At 56.8% G+C, this 21069-nt stretch carries 18 protein-coding genes; 16 read left to right on the forward strand and 2 right to left on the reverse strand.

What is annotated here, in order from left to right; translation table 11 throughout:
- Window positions 1-15 precede the first annotated feature (15 nt).
- From dnaE to ispD, 8 genes are all read left to right on the forward strand, one after another.
- Window positions 16-3537 (forward strand): DNA polymerase III subunit alpha, encoded by a 3522-nt coding sequence (dnaE, locus tag AO242_RS18840; RefSeq protein ID WP_099269926.1) that lies wholly within the window; start codon window positions 16-18, stop codon window positions 3535-3537.
- Window positions 3538-3650: 113 nt separating this feature from the next.
- On the forward strand, window positions 3651-4598 hold the full coding sequence (locus tag AO242_RS18845) for an acetyl-CoA carboxylase carboxyltransferase subunit alpha (RefSeq protein WP_099269927.1): 948 nt from the start codon (window positions 3651-3653) through the stop codon (window positions 4596-4598).
- Between the two features lie 113 nt (window positions 4599-4711).
- Window positions 4712-6052 carry a tRNA lysidine(34) synthetase TilS gene (gene tilS, locus AO242_RS18850; protein ID WP_099269928.1) on the forward strand — a complete coding sequence of 447 codons (1341 nt, stop codon included), beginning with the start codon at window positions 4712-4714 and terminating at the stop codon, window positions 6050-6052.
- Between the two features lie 265 nt (window positions 6053-6317).
- The gene (locus AO242_RS18855; protein WP_095093583.1) at window positions 6318-7949 is read left to right on the forward strand and encodes a CTP synthase; all 1632 of its coding nucleotides are present in this window, start codon (window positions 6318-6320) and stop codon (window positions 7947-7949) included.
- A gap of 17 nt (window positions 7950-7966) precedes the next feature.
- The gene (gene kdsA, locus AO242_RS18860) at window positions 7967-8812 is read left to right on the forward strand and encodes a 3-deoxy-8-phosphooctulonate synthase (protein WP_027898794.1); all 846 of its coding nucleotides are present in this window, start codon (window positions 7967-7969) and stop codon (window positions 8810-8812) included.
- A gap of 164 nt (window positions 8813-8976) precedes the next feature.
- Window positions 8977-10263 carry a phosphopyruvate hydratase gene (eno, locus tag AO242_RS18865; protein ID WP_099269929.1) on the forward strand — a complete coding sequence of 429 codons (1287 nt, stop codon included), beginning with the start codon at window positions 8977-8979 and terminating at the stop codon, window positions 10261-10263.
- Window positions 10264-10452: 189 nt separating this feature from the next.
- Window positions 10453-10731, forward strand: coding sequence for a cell division protein FtsB (gene ftsB / locus AO242_RS18870; RefSeq protein WP_027898792.1), 279 nt, complete (start codon window positions 10453-10455; stop codon window positions 10729-10731).
- Window positions 10732-10755: 24 nt separating this feature from the next.
- Complete coding sequence (gene ispD / locus AO242_RS18875; protein ID WP_099269930.1) at window positions 10756-11469, forward strand: 2-C-methyl-D-erythritol 4-phosphate cytidylyltransferase; 714 nt, start codon at window positions 10756-10758, stop codon at window positions 11467-11469.
- A gap of 370 nt (window positions 11470-11839) precedes the next feature.
- Here the strand turns inward: ispD and AO242_RS18885 are convergent, their stop codons facing one another.
- Window positions 11840-12727, reverse strand: a complete 888-nt coding sequence (locus tag AO242_RS18885; RefSeq protein WP_176560665.1) for a LysR family transcriptional regulator — start codon at window positions 12725-12727, stop codon at window positions 11840-11842.
- A gap of 112 nt (window positions 12728-12839) precedes the next feature.
- Here AO242_RS18885 and AO242_RS18890 point away from each other — a divergent pair, with 112 nt between their 5' ends.
- The 8 genes from AO242_RS18890 to rpoS all read left to right on the forward strand — a co-directional run bounded on the left by AO242_RS18890 (window position 12840) and on the right by rpoS (window position 20060).
- On the forward strand, window positions 12840-13952 hold the full coding sequence (locus AO242_RS18890) for an S-(hydroxymethyl)glutathione dehydrogenase/class III alcohol dehydrogenase (protein ID WP_099269932.1): 1113 nt from the start codon (window positions 12840-12842) through the stop codon (window positions 13950-13952).
- A 90-nt stretch (window positions 13953-14042) separates the two neighbouring features.
- A complete protein-coding gene (gene fghA / locus AO242_RS18895; protein ID WP_027898788.1) occupies window positions 14043-14888 on the forward strand; it encodes an S-formylglutathione hydrolase in 846 nt (281 codons plus the stop codon).
- A 53-nt stretch (window positions 14889-14941) separates the two neighbouring features.
- Entirely contained in the window at window positions 14942-15415 is a 474-nt protein-coding gene (gene ispF, locus AO242_RS18900) for a 2-C-methyl-D-erythritol 2,4-cyclodiphosphate synthase (RefSeq protein ID WP_099269933.1), read from the forward strand.
- Window positions 15412-16470 (forward strand): tRNA pseudouridine(13) synthase TruD, encoded by a 1059-nt coding sequence (gene truD, locus AO242_RS18905; RefSeq protein WP_099269934.1) that lies wholly within the window; start codon window positions 15412-15414, stop codon window positions 16468-16470. The genes ispF and truD overlap by 4 nt, the downstream gene beginning before the upstream one ends.
- Entirely contained in the window at window positions 16458-17207 is a 750-nt protein-coding gene (gene surE, locus AO242_RS18910) for a 5'/3'-nucleotidase SurE (RefSeq protein ID WP_099269935.1), read from the forward strand. The genes truD and surE overlap by 13 nt, the downstream gene beginning before the upstream one ends.
- Before the next feature lie 41 nt (window positions 17208-17248).
- Window positions 17249-17884 (forward strand): protein-L-isoaspartate(D-aspartate) O-methyltransferase, encoded by a 636-nt coding sequence (locus tag AO242_RS18915; protein WP_176560666.1) that lies wholly within the window; start codon window positions 17249-17251, stop codon window positions 17882-17884.
- Window positions 17885-18075: 191 nt separating this feature from the next.
- A complete protein-coding gene (locus AO242_RS18920) occupies window positions 18076-18942 on the forward strand; it encodes a peptidoglycan DD-metalloendopeptidase family protein (RefSeq protein WP_099269937.1) in 867 nt (288 codons plus the stop codon).
- A gap of 101 nt (window positions 18943-19043) precedes the next feature.
- The gene (gene rpoS / locus AO242_RS18925; protein ID WP_099269938.1) at window positions 19044-20060 is read left to right on the forward strand and encodes an RNA polymerase sigma factor RpoS; all 1017 of its coding nucleotides are present in this window, start codon (window positions 19044-19046) and stop codon (window positions 20058-20060) included.
- A 553-nt stretch (window positions 20061-20613) separates the two neighbouring features.
- On the opposite strand, the gene fdxA is transcribed toward rpoS, so the two are convergent.
- Window positions 20614-20937, reverse strand: coding sequence for a ferredoxin FdxA (gene fdxA / locus AO242_RS18930; protein WP_099269939.1), 324 nt, complete (start codon window positions 20935-20937; stop codon window positions 20614-20616).
- Window positions 20938-21069: the final 132 nt, after the last annotated feature.

The raw sequence follows: 21069 nt of genomic DNA on the forward strand, positions 1-21069 counted from the left end.
CGCTATAGGATCTCCATGCCGGCTTCTTTCGTTCATCTACGCCTGCACACCGAATATTCGCTGGTCGATGGCCTGGTACGGGTCAAACCGCTGGTCAAAACCCTCGCAGCCATGAATATGCCTGCCGTTGCGGTGACTGATCAGAACAACCTGTGCTCGCTGGTCAAGTTCTATAAGGCGGCAATGGGCGCGGGGATCAAGCCTATCTGCGGCGCAGACCTGTGGCTGTCGAACAAGGACGAAGATGCAGCGTTGAGCCGCATCAGCCTGCTGGTCATGAATGCCAAGGGCTACCGAAATCTCACTGAGCTGATTTCCCGTGGTTTCATTGATGGTCAGCGCAACGGCCAGATCATCATTGAGCGCGAGTGGGTGGCCGAAGCCAATGAAGGCCTGATCGCGCTGTCAGCGGCGAAAGAGGGCGAGATCGGTATGGCGTTGCTGGGTAATAACCCCGCCGATGCTGACCAGTTGTTACGCGAATGGATGGCGGTATTCCCTGATCGTTTCTATGTCGAAGTGCAGCGCACCAACCGCCCAAATGACGAAGAGCATCTGCACGCGGCGGTAGCCCTGGCCGAGCGCCACGGTGCGCCGCTGGTGGCGACCAACGATGTGCGATTCATCAAGCAGGAAGATTTCGAGGCGCATGAAACCCGTGTCTGCATCGGTGAAGGGCGTGCGCTGGATGACCCGCGTCGCTCGCACAATTACAGCGACCAGCAGTACCTGAAAAGCGCCGAGGAAATGGCAGAGCTTTTCAGCGACCTGCCTGAAGCGCTGGAAAACTCGGTGGAAATCGCCAAGCGCTGCAACATCGATGTGAAGCTGGGGACTCACTTCCTGCCTGACTACCCGATTCCTGATGGCATGACCATCGACGAGTATTTCCGCAAGGTTTCGTTTGAAGGGCTTGAAGAGCGCCTCGCGGTACTTTGGCCTAAAGAGACGACGCCGGACTATGAAGCCAAGCGTCAGGTGTATGTCGACCGGTTGAATTTCGAGCTGGATATCATTATCCAGATGGGCTTTCCCGGCTACTTCCTGATCGTTATGGACTTTATTCAGTGGGCCAAGAGCAACGGCGTACCGGTAGGTCCCGGCCGGGGATCGGGTGCCGGGTCGCTGGTGGCCTATGTGCAGAAGATTACCGACCTTGATCCTCTCGAATATGACCTGCTGTTCGAACGCTTCCTGAACCCGGAGCGGGTATCCATGCCCGACTTCGACGTCGACTTCTGCATGGATGGCCGGGACCGCGTGATTGATTACGTGGCCGAGAAGTATGGCCGTAATGCTGTAAGCCAGATCATCACCTTCGGTTCCATGGCCGCCAAGGCGGTGGTGCGGGACGTGGCGCGGGTCCAGGGCAAGTCTTACGGCCTGGCTGATCGCCTCTCGAAGATGATCCCGTTCGAAGTCGGCATGACCCTTGAGAAAGCCTACGAGCAAGAGGAGATCCTGCGGGACTTCCTCAAGGTCGATGAAGAGGCTGCCGAAATCTGGGAGATGGCGCGCAAGCTCGAAGGCATTGTGCGTAACGTCGGCAAGCACGCCGGTGGTGTGGTTATCGCACCGACCAAACTGACTGACTTCTCGGCCATTTACTGCGATGAAGAGGGCAGTGGTCTGGTGACGCAGTTCGACAAGGACGACGTCGAGGCGGCGGGGCTGGTGAAGTTCGACTTCCTCGGTCTGCGGACCCTGACCATCATCGACTGGGCGCTGAAAACGATTAACCGTGACCGTGCCAAGGTCAACGAAGAGCCGCTGGATATCGCCTTCATTCCGCTGGATGACGCGCCGACTTATCAGTTGCTGCAGAAAGCTGAAACGACAGCGGTGTTCCAGCTTGAGTCGCGCGGCATGAAGGAGCTGATCAAAAAGCTCAAGCCCGACTGCCTGGAAGACTTGATCGCACTGGTGGCCCTGTTCCGTCCGGGGCCTCTGCAATCGGGCATGGTGGACGACTTCATCAACCGTAAGCACGGTCGCGCTGAACTGTCGTATCCACACGTCGATTATCAATACGAAGGGCTAAAACCTGTTCTGGCGCCGACTTACGGCATCATTCTTTATCAAGAACAGGTAATGCAGATTGCCCAGGTCATGGCCGGTTACACCCTCGGCGGTGCAGACATGTTGCGCCGGGCCATGGGTAAGAAAAAGCCCGAAGAAATGGCCAAGCAGCGCGGCGGCTTCATTGAAGGTTGCAAGACCAACAATATCGACCCCGATCTGGCGGGTAACATTTTCGACCTGGTGGAAAAATTCGCCGGTTATGGCTTTAACAAATCTCACTCGGCTGCCTACGGGCTTGTGTCGTATCAGACGGCCTGGCTGAAAGCCCATTACCCGGCGCCGTTCATGGCCGCGGTGCTGTCGGCGGATATGCACAACACCGACAAGGTCGTGACCTTGATCGAAGAAGTGCGGATCATGAAGCTGCGCCTGGACGCGCCGGATGTGAACACGTCCGAATACAAGTTCACGGTGAGCGAAGACGGCCGCATCATTTACGGTCTTGGCGCGATCAAGGGGGTGGGTGAAGGCCCGGTTGAAGCGATTACCGAAGCCCGTGAAGACGGACCGTTCAAGGATCTGTTCGATTTCTGCGCCCGTGTCGACCTCAAACGAGTCAATAAACGAACCCTTGATGGTCTGATTCGCAGTGGTGCACTTGATCGTCTCGGTCCTTACTTTGAAACCGAACCTAAAGCGTACCAGGCCAACATCGATCGCAACCGCGCAGTGTTGCTGGCTTCGCTGGTAGAAGCGATTCAGGCCGCCGAGCAGACTGCACGCAGTCATGACAGCGGCCATTCGGACCTGTTTGGCGGACTGTTCGTCGAAGAAGATACCGATGTGTATGCCAATCATCGCAAGGCCAAGGAAGGTAGTCTCAAGGATCGTTTGCGCGGCGAGAAGGAAACCCTTGGGCTGTACCTGACCGGTCACCCGATTGACGAATATGAAGGCGAGATTCGCCGTTTTGCACGGCAACGAATCATCGACCTCAAGCCGGCGCGTGACACTCAGACCGTCGCAGGTCTGATCATCGCGTTGCGGGTCATGAAGAACAAGAAGGGCGACAAGATGGGGTTTATCACCCTTGACGACCGCTCTGGACGAATAGAAGCTTCGCTGTTTGCCGAAGCGTTCCATTCGGCGCAGGCCTTGCTGCAGACCGACGCGATGGTGGTGGTCGAGGGTGAGGTCAGCAACGACGATTTCTCTGGTGGTCTGCGCTTGCGTGCCAAACGGGTGATGAGCATCGAAGATGCGCGCACCAATCTGGCTGAAAGCTTGCGCCTGACCGTGCGTGCCGAAGCGCTGAAAGGCGACCGGCTGCGCTGGCTGGGCGATCTGTGCAAGCGCCATCGCGGTGCGTGCCCGATTACTCTGGATTACACCGGGCTGGATGCCAAGGCCTTGCTGCAGTTTGGCGAAGCGTGGCGAATTGATCCCGCAGACAGCTTGATTCAAGCTCTGCGTGACCAGTTCGGACGTGAGAACGTCTTCCTGCAGTATCGCTGAAAGCATCAGCCCAGAATTTTTTAAACTCGACCTGAATGCGCCTGTTCCCGTAAGGTAAGGCGCTAACGGATCAACCGGCCGGCCTCTTGGCCGTCGACCCAAGACGGATGCCTATGAACCCGAATTTTCTTGATTTCGAACAGCCGATCGCTGACCTGCAAGCCAAGATTGAAGAATTGCGCCTGGTAGGTAATGACAACTCGCTGAACATTGGCGATGAGATCTCGCGACTGCAAGACAAGAGCAACACGCTGACCGAAAGCATTTTCGGCAACCTGACCAGTTGGCAGATTGCACGCATGGCGCGTCACCCGCGTCGTCCGTACACTCTGGACTACATTCAGCACATCTTCACCGAGTTCGATGAGCTGCATGGCGACCGTCACTTCTCCGACGATGCCGCAATCGTTGGCGGTGTTGCCCGTCTGGAAGGTCAGCCGGTTATGGTCATCGGCCATCAGAAAGGCCGTGAAGTGCGTGAGAAGGTTCGTCGTAACTTCGGTATGCCGCGTCCTGAGGGCTATCGCAAGGCCTGTCGTCTGATGGAAATGGCCGAGCGTTTCAAGATGCCGATCCTGACCTTCATCGACACACCGGGCGCATACCCGGGTATCGATGCAGAAGAGCGTAACCAGAGCGAAGCGATTGCCTGGAACCTGCGGGTCATGGCGCGTCTGAAAACGCCGATCATCGCCACTGTTATTGGTGAAGGTGGTTCTGGCGGCGCATTGGCAATCGGTGTCTGCGATCAGTTGAACATGCTCCAGTACTCTACCTACGCAGTTATCTCTCCAGAAGGTTGCGCGTCGATTCTGTGGAAAACCGCGGAAAAGGCACCTGACGCTGCTGAGGCCATGGGCATTACGGCTGATCGCCTGAAAGGCCTGGGTATTGTCGATAAAGTTATCTCCGAACCTCTGGGCGGTGCGCACCGCGACCCGGCCGCTGCTGCACTGGCAATTCGTCAGGAATTGAGCAGTCAGCTGGCGATGCTCAAGAAGTTCGATAACGATGCGCTGCTGGCTCGTCGTTATGATCGTTTGATGAGCTACGGTTTGTAATCTTTTTGTTGGAGCGAGGCTTGCCCGCGAAGGCGTAATTGCAGCTTATACACACGCTGACTGATACTCCGCTTTCGCGGGCAAGCCTCGCTCCAACAGGTCAGACGACGCTGATGTCTTTATTCGGGTCCCCCGGTCATGATCTCCCCGCCAGGCTTCTTCAAGTCCTGGCACCCTGGCGCAGCGCGCCGGCCTGGTATGTCGGTTTTTCCGGTGGCCTGGATTCAACTGTCTTGCTTCACCTTCTGGCTGAACTCGCAAAACGCGAAAGCCTGCCGCCTCTAAATGCCCTACATGTCCATCACGGCCTACAGGCTGTTGCTGATGCGTGGCCGCTGCATTGCCAGCAGGTTTGCGAGGCGCTTGGCGTTCCTTTGCGAGTGATCAGCGTGCAGGTGAAGCCGGGCGCAAGCATTGAGCAGGCCGCGCGTGATGCGCGTTACGCCGCTTTCAGCGATCTCCTTGCTGAAGATGAAGTGCTGATGACCGGTCAGCATCAGGACGATCAGGCTGAAACCCTGCTGTTTCGCTTGTTGCGCGGCGCGGGGGTTCGGGGGCTGGCGGGCATGCCGGTTAGCCGCACGTTGGGACATGGCCAACTGCTCAGGCCCTTGCTGAGTATTTCCCGGGAAGAGCTGGAAGCCTATGCTCGTAAGCATCGTCTGCTATGGGTCGAAGATCCCAGCAACGAAGACTCTCATTATTCGCGCAACTACCTGCGCAATCAGGTGCTACCGGTATTGAGTTCCCGCTGGCCGCAGGCATCCGCGAGTATGGCGCGCACGGCCGCCCATCTGGATGAAGCGCAGCAATTGCTTGAGGAACTGGCCCAGGCTGATCTGGCGTCGGCGCAATCAGTCCATGCATTCGCGTGGCTCAAGTTGCCCTCGCTGGCACTGCCTGAGCTGGCTGGCCTGTCTCCCGCCAGGCAACGAAATGCGCTGCGCCATTGGCTTGCACCGCTGACCCGCCTGCCGGACAGTGATCATTGGATTGGCTGGGAAAATCTCCGGGACGCGGGGGCGGGCGGGCGCCCGGTGTGGCGGCTGGCCGATGGGGAACTGCATCGTGATCAGGGGCGTATCTGGTGGCTTTCCGACAACTGGCTGCAACCACTGATGCAGCGCGCTCAATCCTGGATGGATGCGCGACATGCGCTGGAGCTGCCTGGTAACGGTCAGGTTTTCATTGACGGTGAAACTCCTTCGGGGCTGCTGGAGGTGCGCTATCGCCAGGGAGGAGAGGTGCTCAGCCTGCCGGGCCGCGGACGTCGCGATCTCAAGCGTCTGCTCAATGAGCGCGAAATACCGCTATTTGTCCGCGGCCGATTGCCGCTGCTGTTCCGTAACGGCGAAATTCTGGCGGTGGCGAACCTGCCTGCGCTCAATGTTTGCGGCCATGAAAGCTGGGTGTTGCGTTGGGTGCCGCCGACGAATGACCAAAGTTTGAGCTGAAAGCCCAATTCCGGTAGACTACGCTCCCTTCTTGATACAGCTTCTGTGGATCCTTTTGGATCGACATGAGTTGCCGGTTACCAACCAGTCTTTGCTGGATGATTCTTGACATGTGGCGCGCAATTGACAGGCTTTTTCAGTCAGTCCGTTTCAATGCAGCAGTTCGGGAGTTCACCGTGAATTTTGTCGGTAATCGGGGGCTTCGGCCTTCCTTCGCTTTCCCCGGCGGCTCTGACCGCTTTAACGCAGACTTCTAGGGTTTTTCATGACGCGCTACATCTTCGTCACGGGCGGTGTTGTTTCTTCATTGGGGAAAGGCATTGCCTCGGCTTCATTGGCGGCCATCCTGGAGGCGCGGGGACTTAAGGTCACCATGCTGAAGCTTGACCCCTATATCAACGTCGATCCGGGCACCATGAGCCCGTTCCAGCACGGTGAAGTGTTCGTCACGCATGACGGCGCCGAAACCGACCTGGACCTTGGCCACTACGAGCGGTTCATCCGCACGACCATGACCCAGAACAACAACTTCACCACTGGCCGTGTGTATGAACACGTCCTGCGCAAAGAGCGCCGTGGTGATTATCTGGGTGCGACCATTCAGGTGATTCCGCACATCACCGACGAAATCAAACGCCGGATCATCAAGGGCGCAGGCGATGCCGATGTTGCGCTGGTCGAGATCGGCGGCACCGTGGGTGACATCGAGTCGCAACCGTTCCTGGAAGCGATCCGTCAGTTGCGTTTCGAAGTAGGTGCCAAGCGCGCCATGCTGATGCACCTGACACTGGTTCCTTACATTGCGACTGCTGGCGAAACCAAAACCAAGCCGACCCAACACTCGGTGAAGGAATTGCGTTCCATCGGCCTGCAGCCTGACGTTCTGGTATGCCGTTCCGATCACCCGATCGACATTTCATCGCGTCGCAAGATCGCTCAGTTCACCAACGTCGAAGAGCGCGCCGTTATCGCTCTGGAAGACGCCGATACCATCTACAAGATTCCGGGCATCCTGCACTCTCAGGGTCTGGACGATTTCGTCGTCGAGCGCTTCGGCCTGCAATGCAACAGCGCAGACCTGTCCGAGTGGGACGCTGTGGTAGACGCCAAGCTCAATCCTGAGCATGAAGTCACCATCGCCATGGTCGGCAAATACATGGAACTGCTGGACGCTTACAAGTCGCTGATCGAAGCGATGAGTCACGCTGGCATCACCAACCGTACCAAGGTCAACCTGCGCTACATCGACTCTGAAGACATCGAGAATCAGGGCACTGCGCTGCTGGAAGGTGTGGATGCGATTCTGGTCCCGGGCGGCTTCGGTCTGCGTGGCGTGGAAGGCAAGATCACTGCCGTTCAGTTCGCTCGTGAGAACAAGGTGCCGTATCTGGGCATCTGCCTGGGCATGCAAGTGGCCGTGATCGAATACGCTCGTAACGTGCTGGGCTGGAAAGACGCCAACTCCACTGAATTCGATCGCAATGGCGCACACGCTGTTGTAGGTCTGATCACCGAGTGGGCTGACGCCACCGGCGCGGTTGAAACCCGTACTGAAAGCTCTGATCTGGGCGGCACTATGCGCCTGGGTGCTCAGGAGTGTCAGCTTGAGCCAGGTTCGCTGGTGCACGACTGCTACGCCAGCGACGTGATCGTCGAGCGTCATCGTCATCGCTACGAAGTGAACAACAATCTGCTGCCGCAGTTGCTGGAAGCCGGCCTGAAAGTGTCGGGTCGTTCCGGTGATGGCGCGCTGGTAGAAGTGGTCGAAGCACCGGATCATCCATGGTTTGTTGCTTGCCAGTTCCACCCTGAGTTCACCTCGACACCTCGCGACGGTCACCCGCTGTTCAGCGGCTTCGTCAAGGCTGCACTGACTCAACACAAGAAAAATTCTTGATTCGGGAAACTCAGAACATGGCTCAGAAAACTATCCGCGTAGGCTCAATCGACATTGCCAATGACAAGCCAATGGTGCTTTTCGGTGGCATGAACGTTCTAGAGTCCCGTGACATGGCCATGCAGATTTGCGAAGAGTATGTACGGGTTACCGAAAAGCTCGGTATCCCTTATGTGTTCAAGGCCAGTTTCGACAAAGCTAATCGTTCGTCCATGCACTCCTACCGTGGCCCGGGCCTGGAAGAGGGTATGCGGATCTTTGAAGAAGTTAAAAAGACCTTCAATGTGCCGTTGATCACTGACGTGCATGAGCCAGAGCAGGCGAAAGTAGTCGCTGAAGTTTGCGACATCATTCAACTGCCTGCTTTCCTGTCGCGTCAGACCGACCTGGTGGTTGCCATGGCCCGTACTGGCGCTGTGATTAACATCAAGAAAGCCCAGTTCCTTGCCCCTCAGGAAATGAAACACATCCTGAGCAAGTGCGAAGAAGCCGGTAATGATCAACTGATCCTCTGTGAGCGCGGCACCAGTTTTGGCTACAACAACCTGGTTGTGGACATGCTCGGTTTCGGCATCATGAAGCAGTTCAACTACCCGGTATTTTTCGACGTGACCCACGCCTTGCAGATGCCGGGCGGTCGTTCTGACTCTGCTGGCGGTCGTCGTGCGCAGGTATTGGAACTGGCGAAGGCTGGCATGAGTCAAAACCTCGCTGGATTGTTCCTTGAGGCTCATCCTGATCCGGACAATGCCAAATGCGATGGCCCTTGCGCCTTGCGTCTGGACAAGCTGGAGCCATTCCTGGCTCAGCTCAAGGCTCTGGATGAGTTGGTCAAAAGCTTCCCGGCGGTAGAAACCGCTTAAATCGGGCTTCTCCGGCAGGTTAGCCTCCGGTAAAGTGCCGCACGTTTACATCCCCCGGCCCCAGGTCGGGGTTTGTCGCTCTAAGGTCTGCCCTGTAATGAGCCCTTGAGCGACAGGCATTTCCCAGCTGCGTCGTTTTCGTCAATCTTGGAGTGTTTACAACAATGGCAAAAATCGTCGACATCAAAGGTCGTGAAGTTCTCGACTCCCGTGGCAATCCCACCGTGGAAGCAGATGTGCTCCTCGACAACGGCATCATCGGCAGCGCATGCGCTCCGTCCGGTGCTTCAACCGGCTCGCGCGAGGCGCTGGAGCTGCGTGATGGCGACAAGAGCCGTTACCTGGGCAAGGGCGTTCTCAAGGCTGTAGCCAACATCAACGGCCCGATCCGCGACCTGTTGCTGGGTCAGGATCCGGTTGACCAGCAAGCGCTGGACCGCGCGATGATTGCTCTGGACGGTACTGAAAACAAAGCCAGCCTGGGCGCCAACGCGATCCTCGCTGTATCCCTGGCCGCCGCGAAAGCCGCTGCTCAGGATCAGGATCTGCCGTTGTACGCGCACATTGCCAACCTGAACGGTACGCCGGGTGTTTACTCGATGCCGGTTCCGATGATGAACATCATCAACGGTGGCGAGCATGCCGATAACAACATCGACATTCAGGAATTCATGATTCAGCCTGTCGGCGCCAAGACCTTTTCTGAAGGCCTGCGCTGGGGCACCGAGATTTTCCATCACCTCAAAGCTGTGCTGAAGGCTCGTGGCCTGAACACCGCCGTAGGTGACGAAGGTGGTTTTGCACCTGACCTCAACTCCAATGCCGATGCACTGGACGCTATCGCCGAAGCTGTTGCCAACGCTGGCTACAAGCTGGGGACCGACGTGACCCTGGCGCTGGACTGTGCGGCGAGCGAGTTTTACAAGAACGGCAAATACGTTCTGAGCGAAGAAGGCGAGTACGACTCTGCCGGTTTCGCTGACTACCTGGCCGATCTGGTCAGCAAGCACCCGATCATCTCCATCGAAGACGGTCTCGACGAGTCCGACTGGGATGGTTGGAAGATTCTCACCGACAAGATCGGCGACAAGGTGCAGCTGGTAGGTGACGACCTGTTCGTGACCAACACCAAGATCCTCAAGGAAGGCATCGACAAGAAAATCGGTAACTCGATCCTGATCAAGTTCAACCAGATCGGTACCCTGACCGAAACGCTGGAAGCCATTCAGATGGCCAAGGCTGCTGGTTACACCGCTGTTATTTCGCACCGCTCGGGCGAAACCGAAGATTCCACGATTGCCGATCTGGCAGTGGGTACTTCCGCGGGTCAGATCAAGACCGGTTCGTTGAGCCGTTCTGATCGTATTTCCAAGTACAACCAGTTGCTGCGTATTGAAGAGCAACTGGGTGCCAAGGCGGTATACCGTGGTCGCGGCGAGTTTCGCGGCTGACACCGAGATGGTAAAAAGACAGCCGGTGCTGTGACAATCGCCTGCTTTCCCGGATGATTGATCAGCATTGATGCGGCTAACACCGCTATAGAGCCTGGCCCTGCCAGGCTCTATGCCCTCAGTCCCTGTTGTGTTGTTGGCTTCACGTTGTCGGCTCTGCTGTCTTTTTTACTGGGTACCTGATATTCAATGCGCAGTCCTAACTGGTTGTTTCTCGTCCTGATCCTGATGCTTGCGGGCCTGCAATATCGCCTGTGGGTAGGGAACGGGAGTCTGGCGCAAGTGGCCAGCCTTAATCAGCAGATCGCTGACCAACATGCCGAAAACGAAGCGCTGCTTGAGCGCAATCGGGTCATGGACGCTGAAGTGCTTGAGCTCAAAAAAGGTATGGAAACCGTCGAAGAGCGTGCCCGTCATGAACTGGGCATGGTCAAGGAAGGCGAAACGCTCTATCAGTTGGCACAATGAAGCTGACTCTGTGAAGCTTACCTCGTGAATAAGTGCATCCTTCCTGCCTTCTGGGCAGTCATTCCTGCCGCGGGTGTTGGTGCCCGTATGGCCGCAGATCGTCCCAAGCAGTACTTGCAACTGGGCGGCCTGACAATTCTTGAACACAGCCTTCTCTGTTTTCTCGATCACCCCCGTCTCAAGGGCCTGGTGATCAGTCTGGCTGTGGACGACCCTTACTGGCCCAATCTGCCGTGTGCGCTGGATTCGCGGATTACGCGGGTTGATGGCGGCAAAGAGCGTGCGGACTCGGTGCTCAACGCGTTGCTGCACCTGCATGCCCTAGGCGCGGATGAACATGACTGGGTGTTGGTGCACGATGCTGCGCGGCCCAATCTGGCGCGCTCAGACCTGGATAACCTGCTGGGTGAACTGGCCGATGACCCGGTGGGCGGGCTGCTGGCCGTTCCAGCCCGCGACACGCTCAAGCGTGCGGGGCCTGATGGCCGGGTCACCGAAACGGTAGACCGTAGCCTGATCTGGCAAGCGTATACCCCGCAGATGTTTCGCCTGGGCGCGTTGCACCGTGCGCTGGCCGACGGCCTGGTTTCCGACGTTGCCATTACCGATGAAGCGTCTGCCATCGAATGGGCAGGACAGTCCCCCCGATTGATCGAAGGACGCTCGGATAACATCAAGGTCACTCGCCCCGAGGATCTTGAATGGTTGCGGCAGCGGCGTAGCGAGTTCAATCGCTGATTAGCTAATTTTCTGCATGTTACTGATGCGTTTGATTTTGCATCATCACGACGAATATCAACCTCAAAAACACCGCGGAAATAGCGTCGGAAGGCTGAGCGCAGGTGTCGTGGTGTGGGTCGCTCGGCATGGATGCCGAGCGAGCGCCGTTGGGCCATGGATGGCCCGTCGGCGCGTGCTCACACCACGGCACCGGAGTCGAAGGTACCCCTGCGAAGCGGGGGCCGTACGTCAGCGCAAAATGGTTTTCGCCCCTTTTGCCGTAACAAAAGGGGCTCGACCGTTAGGGCGAAACCAGTCTCATCCGCGACGTGGGTATCGTTGAATCAATTTGATGTGGGTAGCCCCTGTATTCGCCGAGTCCAGGTGCCTAACGATACTCATCCCGCAACGCCAACCCTTCTTTCAGATAATCCACCAGCTTGCGCACCTTTGGCGACAGATGCCGCTGCTGGGGATATAACGCCCATACCGCAGTATTCGGCGGTTGATGAGTCTCCAGCAGGGAAACCAGCGCGCCACTGTTCAGATGGCTCAGTACGTAATAATCCGGTAGCTGACACAACCCCACGCCGTGCAGGGCAGCATCCAGCACCGCCTGCCCACTGTTGCAGCGCCAGTTACCCTGAACACGCTGGGAAAACTCCCGTCCGTGTTGTTGCAGTAACCAGGTGTCGCTGCTGCCGATCAAGCAATTGTGTCGGCTTAGCTCCGACAGGCTATGCGGCCGACCGTATCGCTCCAGATAGGACGGCGATGCGCACAGGTACATCCGGCGTGGCGCGAGGCGGGTTGCTACCAGGCGGGAATCCTGTAGTCGGCCCAGCCTGATGGCCAGATCCAGTCCCTCATGAACCATGTCCAATGTGTCATTGTTCAACTGGATTTCCACCCGGATCTGCGGATAGAGGTCCATGAAGCGCGTCACCAGCGGCGTGATAAAGCGTTCGCCGTAAGCCACCGCGCAGGTCATGCGCAGCAAGCCTTTGGGTTCGCTGGTAAGGTCACCGACTGCGCGCAGCGCTTCCTCGCGACCATCCTGCAAGCGCTGGCAATGGTGCAGAAACGTCTGACCCGCTTCGGTCAGGGCGACCCGCCGGGTGCTGCGATACAGCAGGCGGGTCTGCAAGCGTTCTTCGAGGCGGGCGATTTGCCGGCTGATGTGCGAGGACGAAACGCCCATACGTTCAGCTGCTGCCGTGAACTGCCCGCATTCAGCCACTGCGACGAACTCATCAAGGCCTTCCCAGCGGTTGATGTACATCGATTATCCCTGTTCAGCAATAATGTTTTGCTTTTGATCGGATTATTAACCAAACGGCAGTGCTTTACACTCTCTCCATCGTTTTAACCTCGTTGGAGAAAGATTGATGATCAAGTCACGCGCTGCTGTTGCCTTTGCCCCCAATGAACCGCTGCAAATCGTCGAAGTTGACGTCGAAGCGCCAAAGGCCGGTGAGGTGTTGATTCGCACGGTCGCTTCCGGTGTTTGCCATACCGACGCTTACACGTTGTCCGGTGCCGATTCTGAAGGCGTGTTCCCGTGCATTCTGGGTCACGAAGGCGGCGGTGTTGTTGAGGCCATCGGCGAGGGTGTTACGTCCTTGGAAGTCGGCGACCATGTGATCCCGCTGTATACCGCCGAATGCCGGGAGTGCAAGTTCTGCAAGTCCGGTAAAACCAACCTTTGTCAAAAAGTTCGCGCTACTCAGGGCAAAGGCCTGATGCCTGATGGCACGACCCGCTTCAGCTACAACGGCGAGCCGGTGTATCACTACATGGGTTGCTCGACGTTCTCCGAGTACACCGTGGTGCCGGAAATTTCTTTGGCCAAAATCCCCAAAGAAGCCCCGCTGGAAAAAGTCTGCCTGTTGGGCTGCGGCGTCACCACCGGTATTGGTGCTGTGCTCAACACCGCCAAAGTCGAAGAGGGTGCGACTGTCGCCATCTTCGGTCTGGGTGGTATCGGACTGGCTGCGATCATCGGCGCGAAAATGGCCAAGGCTTCGCGGATCATCGCAATCGACATCAACCCGGCGAAATTCGACGTGGCCCGTGAACTGGGTGCGACCGATTTCATTAATCCAAAAGATCACGAAAAGCCGATTCAGGATGTGATCGTTGAATTGACCGACGGTGGTGTGGATTACAGCTTCGAATGTATCGGTAACGTGAACCTGATGCGTGCCGCGCTGGAATGCTGCCACAAAGGCTGGGGCGAATCGGTGATCATCGGCGTAGCGCCGTCGGGTCAGGAAATCGCCACTCGCCCATTCCAGCTGGTGACCGGTCGCGTCTGGCGCGGTTCGGCTTTCGGCGGCGTGCGTGGTCGTACCGAACTGCCAAGCTACGTCGAAAAATCTCAGACAGGCGAAATCCCGCTGGATACCTTTATTACCCACACCATGGGGCTTGAAGACATCAACAAGGCGTTCGACCTGATGCACGACGGTAAAAGCATTCGTACAGTCATTCACTTTTAAGCAGTTGCAAGCTTCAAGCGACAAGCTACAAGAGGGTTCCGCGCCTCTTGCAGCTTGAAGCTTGTAGCTTGTGCCTGGGAGTTTACGACCATGGCTCTAGAGAATATTTCCTGTCAGAAAAGCTTTGGCGGCTGGCACAAGCGTTACAAGCATCATTCCGAGGTGCTCGGCTGTGACATGGTGTTTGCTGTCTACCTGCCGCCACAGGCTGAGCAGGGTGGCAAGTTACCAGTGCTGTACTGGCTTTCCGGTCTGACCTGTACCGATGAAAACTTCATGCAGAAGGCGGCGGCTCAACGCGTCGCGGCCGAGTTGGGGTTGATCATCGTTGCGCCGGACACGAGCCCGCGTGGCCCTGGTGTTGCGGGGGATCCTGATGGCGCGTGGGATTTTGGCCTCGGTGCCGGGTTCTATCTCAATGCCACCCAGGAACCGTGGGCCAGGCATTACCGCATGCATGACTACGTAGTGAACGAATTGCCTGCGTTGGTCGAGGAGCATTTCCCGGCTTCGCAGGCGCGTGGGATCAGCGGCCACTCCATGGGCGGCCATGGTGCGCTGATCTGCGCGTTGCGTAATCCGGGGCGCTATAAATCGGTCTCGGCGTTTTCGCCGATCACTAATCCGATGGATTGCCCTTGGGGGCAGAAAGCCTTTTCCCGTTACCTGGGTGAAGAGCGCTCCCGCTGGCGCGAATGGGATGCCACTGTGCTGATTGCCGATGCGCGCGAGAAGCTGCCGATACTGGTGGATCAGGGTGATCGCGATGACTTTCTCGCCAACCAGCTCAAGCCCGAAGCGCTGGTTCAGGCGGCGAAAGCGGCGGGGCATCCTCTGACATTGCGGATGCAGCCCGGTTACGACCACAGCTATTTCTTCATCGCCAGCTTTATTGAAGACCACCTGCGGCATCATGGCGACGCGTTGAACAGCTAAGCGTCGACAAAGTAGGTAGAATCACGCCCTGACTTTTTTCAGGGCGTTTTTTTATGCGTATTGGCCATGGCTATGATGTGCACCGTTTCGCTGAAGGCGACTTCATCACCCTGGGTGGCGTGCGCATTGCTCACCGATTCGGCCTGCTCGCTCATTCCGATGGTGATGTTCTGCTGCACGCCTTGAGTGATGCATTGCTCGGCGCTGCCGCACTGGGTGATATCGGCAAGCATTTCCCGGACACCGATCCGCAGTTCAAAGGCGCTGACAGCCGGGCATTGCTGCGCCACGTCTTGAAGCTGGTGAAAAGCAAGGGCTGGAAAGTGGGCAATGTGGACGCGACGATTGTTGCTCAGGCACCGAAAATGGCCCCTCATATCGAATCCATGCGGGCATTGATCGCAGAGGATCTTCAAGTCGAGCTGGATCAAGTGAACGTCAAGGCAACCACCACTGAGAAGCTCGGTTTCACAGGTCGTGAAGAAGGCATCGCCGTTCACGCCGTCGCGCTGTTGCTGTCCGCATGACCGAATCAGAACTGCTGGGCCCGCAAGCCTATGGTCAGCCGCTGGGCAGCGCGGTGCTCAAGGCGACCGCCGAAGATTTTCAGGTCGATGAAGTGCTGGACATCCCGCTCTCCGGCGATGGCGAGCATTTATGGTTATGGGTCGAGAAACGCGGCCTCAACACTGAGGAAGCCGCCCGCCGTCTGGCGCGTGCTGCTGGCGTTCAGTTGAGGACTGTCAGCTATGCCGGGTTGAAGGATCGTCAGGCCCTGACTCGTCAATGGTTCAGCATCCAGTTGCCGGGCAAGGCTGACCCCGACTTGAGTTCGGCGGAAAACGAGACCCTGAAAATTCTTCAATGCACCCGTCACAAGCGCAAGCTTCAACGCGGTGCCCATGCTGCAAATGGATTCACGTTGCGTCTGACCCAGCTGAATGTCGACAAAGACGCGCTGAACGCGCGACTTGAGTTGATCGCCAAGGCCGGGATACCCAATTACTTCGGTGCCCAGAGATTTGGCTACCAGGGCGGGAATCTGGGGGAGGCACGCGATTACGCTGCGCGTCAGGCATTGCCGGAGCAGCGTGCAGTGCGTTCCCGACTGTTGTCCACCGCTCGTAGCTACCTGTTCAATCAGGTCCTGGCGTCCCGTGTGGCTGATGGCTCATGGCAGGTTGCTCAGGTGGGTGATTTGCTGGCATTCACCGACAGCCGCAGTTTTTTTCCGGCGGGCGAAAATGAATGCAGCGATCCTCGGCTGGCGATTCTTGACCTGCATCCAACCGGTCCGCAATGGGGAGAAGGCCCATCGCCAGCCTCCGGCGCCACGGCCGCGCTGGAAAATGACGTGGCCAATCGCGAGTCAGCATTGCGCGACTGGCTCACAAGAGCAGGAATGGAGCACGAACGACGCATCCTGCGACTGCCCATTGGGCGGTTGACGTGGCATTATCCCGAGCCTGACATTCTGCAACTGGAATTCGTCCTTCCGCCCGGATGCTTCGCCACTGTACTGGTGCGCGAACTTGTTGATCTGGCGCCGGTTGGGCAGACGGACAGCTCATGCGTATTCTGATTTCTAACGATGACGGGGTCACCGCACCTGGTCTCGCTGCGTTGTATGCGGCGCTGGCCGATTACAGCGAGTGCGTGGTGATCGCCCCCGATCAAGACAAAAGCGGCGCCAGTAGCTCGTTGACGCTCGACCGGCCTTTGCATCCCCATGCCTTGGAGAACGGTTTCATCAGCGTCAACGGTACGCCGACCGATTGTGTGCACCTGGGCCTTAACGGGTTGCTGGACGTGCAACCGGATATGGTCGTGTCGGGTATCAACCTGGGCGCGAACCTGGGGGACGACGTGCTGTATTCCGGTACCGTGGCGGCAGCGCTTGAGGGTCGATTCCTGAACAAGCCTTCATTTGCGTTCTCTTTCCTGTCGCGTCAGCCGGATAACCTGGCAACCGCTGCGCATTACGCGCGAATGCTGGTCGAAGCTCATGAGCAGCTGGATTTGCCACCGCGCACAGTGTTGAACGTGAACATTCCCAATCTGCCCCTTGATCGTATTCGGGGCATTCAATTGACTCGTCTTGGTCATCGGGCGAGAGCAGCAGCGCCGATCAAGGTCGTCGACCCACGGGGTCGGGCCGGTTACTGGATTGCAGCTGCCGGTGACGCAGAGGATGGCGGTGCAGGCACGGATTTTCATGCAGTGATGCAGGGTTATGTTTCGGTTACTCCCTTGCAGCTTGATCGTACTTACCAGGACGGGTTCGCTAGCCTGAACAAATGGCTGGAGGGCCTTCTTTGATGTCGCGCGAGCAAGATGATCTGTTACGTCGTGGAATCGGGATGACCTCCCAGCGGACTCGCGAGCGTCTGATTCAACGCCTCTACGATGAAGGGCTGTCCAACGCGCAGGTGCTGGAAGTCATACGCAAGACCCCCCGGCATCTGTTTGTCGATGAAGCCCTGGCTCATCGCGCCTACGAAGATACGGCGCTGCCAATTGGTCATAACCAGACCATTTCTCAGCCTTACATGGTCGCGCGGATGAGCGAGCTGCTGTTGGCGGCAGGTCCTCTGGACAAGGTCATGGAGATCGGTACCGGTTCCGGCTACCAGACTGCCGTTCTGGCACAGTTGGTAGAGCGTGTGTTTTCGGTTGAGCGCATCAAGGTCCTGCAGGATCGCGCCAAGGAGCGTCTGGTTGAGCTGAACCTTCGCAACGTCGTGTTTCGCTGGGGCGACGGTTGGGAAGGCTGGCCGGCGCTGGCACCGTACAACGGGATTATCGTGACCGCTGTAGCAACCGACGTGCCGCAGGCTTTGCTCGACCAGCTTGCTCCCGGAGGGCGATTGGTTATCCCCGTTGGATCGGGCGAAGTGCAGCAGTTGATGCTCATTGTGCGTGAAGAAAACGGGTTCTCCCGGCATGTGCTGGGAGCGGTACGTTTTGTACCTTTGCTCAATGGTCCGCTAGCTTGATGACAACTCACTGAATTCTGCGCACCGCCGCCTGTCTACCCCATGGCATTGAGGACCGGCAGCGCAGTTGAGCTCGAGAAACAGCGAGCCCTGACGTACCCATTGGCTTCAAAGCATTAAGCAGTAGCTGCCAGCCGTTATTACGGCACAATAGGCATCTTTAATTCAGTCACCAGTAAAGGGAGTGGCGGGTGAGTCGCACAGTCATTCGGCAGCGTAGTTATTCAACAAGTTTTCAGCGGCTGGTGATTGGCATTGCGCTCAGTGTCCTCTTGGTCGGTTGTTCCAGTGCGCCGTCCGGTGGCGTGCGTGTTGTCGATCGGAATAGCAATGCTGCCCCTCAGCGTCCAACAGTAACTACCGGACAATACGTCGTCCGTCGGGGCGATACGCTTTTTTCCATTGCCTTTCGTTACGGCTGGGACTACAAGGCGCTGGCGGCGCGTAATCAGATTCCTGAACCCTACACGATTCGTCCGGGTCAGACGATTCGCTTCGACGGGCGTTCAAATTCAACATCGTCGGCCGTTGCGAGCTCATCTGGAGCCGGGCGTCCACCTGTTACGGCCACGACGACTTCAACGACAACAAGTCCCTCTGGCTCGGTCAAAACCACGGTTATTTCCAAGCCGGTGACGGTGGTTCCGCCTCCAGCGGGCAGCTCTACAGTGCCTGCCGGGCCTTCTCCCAAGGGCTGGACGTGGCCGTCGAACGGTATTTTGATCGGGAAATTTTCTTCAAACGGTAGTTTGAATAAAGGCATTGATATCGCTGGAGATTTGGGACAGCCTGTTTTAGCTGCGTCTGATGGGTCAGTGGTTTACGCCGGGAGTGGGTTGCGGGGCTACGGCGAATTAGTCATCATCAAACACAGCGATACCTACGTAAGTGCTTACGGCCACAACCGTAGGCTGTTGGTTCGGGAGGGGCAACAGGTCAAAGCTGGGCAGACGATTGCCGAGATGGGGTCAACGGGAACTGACCGGGTGAAGCTGCATTTTGAGATTCGCCGCCAAGGTAAACCTGTAGATCCGCTGCAATTCCTGCCACGTCGTTGATTGTTGCCAGCCTGTTCCTGGCGTAGAGGGACAGGCTCAAGCGTTGCCATGGAACTGGCGTCGCTGGAGCTTGAGGTCGAACTCACCAAAGGACTATAACAATGGCTCTTAGCAAAGAAGCGCCGGAGTTTGACATCGACGATGAGGTTCTCCTTATGGAAACCGCCATCGTTCTGGAGTCGGAGCTTGAAACGGATGAGAAGCAGACTCGTGCTGCCTCTGTTCCCCGATCCAGAACCAAAAACTCCACATCACTCAAACAGCACAAATATATCGACTACACCCGGGCGCTTGATGCGACCCAGTTGTACCTCAATGAAATCGGGTTCTCCCCGTTGCTCACCCCGGAAGAGGAAGTCCATTTTGCGAGACTCTCGCAAAAAGGTGATCCGGCCGGTCGAAAACGCATGATTGAGAGTAATCTGCGACTGGTGGTAAAAATCGCCAGGCGCTACGTCAATCGTGGATTGTCATTGCTGGACCTGATCGAAGAGGGCAACCTCGGGCTTATCAGAGCAGTCGAAAAATTCGATCCGGAACGTGGATTCCGTTTCTCAACCTACGCGACATGGTGGATTCGTCAGACCATTGAGCGTGCGATCATGAATCAGACCCGCACCATTCGGTTGCCGATTCATGTCGTCAAAGAACTCAACGTCTATTTGCGGGCTGCTCGCGAACTGACGCAAAAACTCGATCACGAACCCTCGCCCGAAGAAATCGCCAACCTGCTTGAAAAGCCGGTGGGTGAGGTCAAGCGCATGCTTGGTCTGAATGAGCGGGTTTCCTCTGTCGACGTTTCTCTCGGTCCGGATTCCGACAAGACATTGCTCGATACCCTGACCGATGATCGCCCTACCGACCCGTGTGAGTTGCTGCAAGACGATGATCTTTCACAGAGCATTGACCAATGGCTCTCAGAGCTGACCGACAAGCAGAGAGAGGTCGTGATACGGCGTTTCGGCTTGCGCGGACATGAGAGCAGCACGCTGGAAGATGTAGGGCTGGAAATCGGCCTTACTCGCGAGCGTGTCAGGCAGATCCAGGTAGAGGGCCTCAAGCGTCTGCGTGAGATCCTCGAAAAAAATGGTCTGTCGAGCGAGTCATTGTTTCAATGACGTGAATGTTCATGAAGATAAACTATGTGTTTATCTTTCACACAACAAAAACACCCCGTTCAGGGGTGTTTTTTATTGCACGGGAAACTAGCTGGCTGCCATTAGTGGCTTTTCAAATACTGCACGGTCGGTTCGTAACTTGACTCTTTCGTTGTAAGCCATTACTTACGCGTGCTGTAAGTCTTTGCGAAATACCGTGAACAACATCGGCTTTTTCGAGTGTAGTAGTTTATTAAGTTGTTGATAAATATGGTTTTATTTTTAGATCGGTTCAGGTCTGGAAGATCTTGAAAGATTTAACCTGCTTGCTCGCGCCGTAAAAATCACTACTATCAGAACTGTGCCCACGGATGGACACAGGCCGTCAAGGAAGACAGTCAAGGACATCGCAGGACGCGATTCATCAGGATGATGAAAGGGATTAAAAGGATTAGGGAAAAAATGTGGGCGGGTTATACCGCCCCTTTTTTCGTCTGGAGAAAAGTGCTTTCAAGTCCGGACGACGCCTACAAAAAAAGCCCCGAAAGGGGCCTTCTTCAACAGCCGGGAATTCTTAGCGTTCCAGGTCTGCGATCTTGCCGATTTTGCCGTCCCACTCTTTTGCGTCTGGCAATGCGTCTTTTCTCTCGGTGATGTTCGGCCAGACGTCCGCGAGCTCGGCGTTGAGCTCGATGAAGTTTTCCATCCCGGCAGGGATCTCATCTTCCGAGAAAATGGCGTTAGCGGGGCATTCAGGCTCGCAAAGCGCACAGTCGATGCACTCATCCGGGTGAATCACCAGGAAGTTCGGGCCTTCGTAGAAGCAGTCCACCGGACAGACTTCCACACAGTCGGTGTATTTGCACTTGATGCAGTTGTCGGTGACGACGAAGGTCATTTCTAATTCTCTCCTCAGGCGGCGACAGCAGAGCCCTTCGGTTTAGGGTTGCCGGGTTCGGGATTCTCCCGTGCCGTGTGAAACACATGCATTAGGTAAACGCTGCTGAATGCAGATCGACTGCACGACAGG

This window comes from Pseudomonas sp. ICMP 561, assembly GCF_002699985.1.
Classification (GTDB): Bacteria; Pseudomonadota; Gammaproteobacteria; order Pseudomonadales; family Pseudomonadaceae; genus Aquipseudomonas; species Aquipseudomonas quasicaspiana.

What these genes read in the sequence shown, in the direction of transcription:
- ftsB (WP_027898792.1), top strand. Translation starts at nt 10,453, where the DNA reads ATGCGCAGTCCTAACTGGTTGTTTCTCGTCCTGATCCTGATGCTTGCG.
- AO242_RS18855 (WP_095093583.1), top strand. Translation starts at nt 6,318, where the DNA reads ATGACGCGCTACATCTTCGTCACGGGCGGTGTTGTTTCTTCATTGGGG.
- rpoS (WP_099269938.1), top strand. Translation starts at nt 19,044, where the DNA reads ATGGCTCTTAGCAAAGAAGCGCCGGAGTTTGACATCGACGATGAGGTT.
- truD (WP_099269934.1), top strand. Translation starts at nt 15,412, where the DNA reads ATGACCGAATCAGAACTGCTGGGCCCGCAAGCCTATGGTCAGCCGCTG.
- fghA (WP_027898788.1), top strand. Translation starts at nt 14,043, where the DNA reads ATGGCTCTAGAGAATATTTCCTGTCAGAAAAGCTTTGGCGGCTGGCAC.
- eno (WP_099269929.1), top strand. Translation starts at nt 8,977, where the DNA reads ATGGCAAAAATCGTCGACATCAAAGGTCGTGAAGTTCTCGACTCCCGT.
- kdsA (WP_027898794.1), top strand. Translation starts at nt 7,967, where the DNA reads ATGGCTCAGAAAACTATCCGCGTAGGCTCAATCGACATTGCCAATGAC.
- AO242_RS18890 (WP_099269932.1), top strand. Translation starts at nt 12,840, where the DNA reads ATGATCAAGTCACGCGCTGCTGTTGCCTTTGCCCCCAATGAACCGCTG.
- AO242_RS18915 (WP_176560666.1), top strand. Translation starts at nt 17,249, where the DNA reads ATGACCTCCCAGCGGACTCGCGAGCGTCTGATTCAACGCCTCTACGAT.
- tilS (WP_099269928.1), top strand. Translation starts at nt 4,712, where the DNA reads ATGTCTTTATTCGGGTCCCCCGGTCATGATCTCCCCGCCAGGCTTCTT.
- fdxA (WP_099269939.1), bottom strand. Translation starts at nt 20,937, where the DNA reads ATGACCTTCGTCGTCACCGACAACTGCATCAAGTGCAAATACACCGAC.
- dnaE (WP_099269926.1), top strand. Translation starts at nt 16, where the DNA reads ATGCCGGCTTCTTTCGTTCATCTACGCCTGCACACCGAATATTCGCTG.
- AO242_RS18845 (WP_099269927.1), top strand. Translation starts at nt 3,651, where the DNA reads ATGAACCCGAATTTTCTTGATTTCGAACAGCCGATCGCTGACCTGCAA.
- ispF (WP_099269933.1), top strand. Translation starts at nt 14,942, where the DNA reads ATGCGTATTGGCCATGGCTATGATGTGCACCGTTTCGCTGAAGGCGAC.
- surE (WP_099269935.1), top strand. Translation starts at nt 16,458, where the DNA reads ATGCGTATTCTGATTTCTAACGATGACGGGGTCACCGCACCTGGTCTC.